Origin of the sequence: Corynebacterium sp. UMB4614 (assembly GCF_030217065.1) — a bacterium.
GTDB lineage: Bacteria > Actinomycetota > Actinomycetes > Mycobacteriales > Mycobacteriaceae > Corynebacterium.
Map to the genome: position 1 here is coordinate 1 of NZ_JASONC010000058.1, position 438 is coordinate 438.

1 pseudogene is annotated in these 438 nt (G+C 53.9%); it reads right to left on the reverse strand.

Features of this window, described 5'->3' with window-relative positions:
• Positions 1-310 (reverse strand): annotated as a pseudogene (locus tag QP413_RS09880) (IS3 family transposase); the annotation flags it as partial.
• Positions 311-438: the final 128 nt, after the last annotated feature.

Below are 438 nucleotides of genomic sequence, written 5' to 3' on the forward strand. Positions count from 1 at the left end.
AACGTCGACCTCGGCATGCCTGCCGCATCCAAAAGGTATTGCAGACGATGCTGTGACTTGAGGATGACAATCGCCTGGACTTTCAGGCGTGTCCCTGGTTCCTCAGGTCCCGCAATTTTTTTAAGTAAGCGTTTTCCGCTTCCAACCGCGCGATCTGACGGCGAAGCTTGTCTTCTTCCGTAAGCCGCTTCGGTGCAGCCGAGCCTTTGGGTCTGCCCTTCGGCTTCGGCTTCAACGCCTCATCGCCGCCTTTGCGCCATTTCCAAGACCAATCTTTGACGAGTTGGTCTGACGATAGGCCAAACTCACGGAGGGTGTCAGGAAGTTTGTGTGTGAGGCTCTGATCGAGAAGGAGTGTCACCGATAATGACTACGGTGTCACCGAAGAAAAACCATGACCCGGCAAAGGTCAATGAGATCAGCGAGAAGCTGATGGAA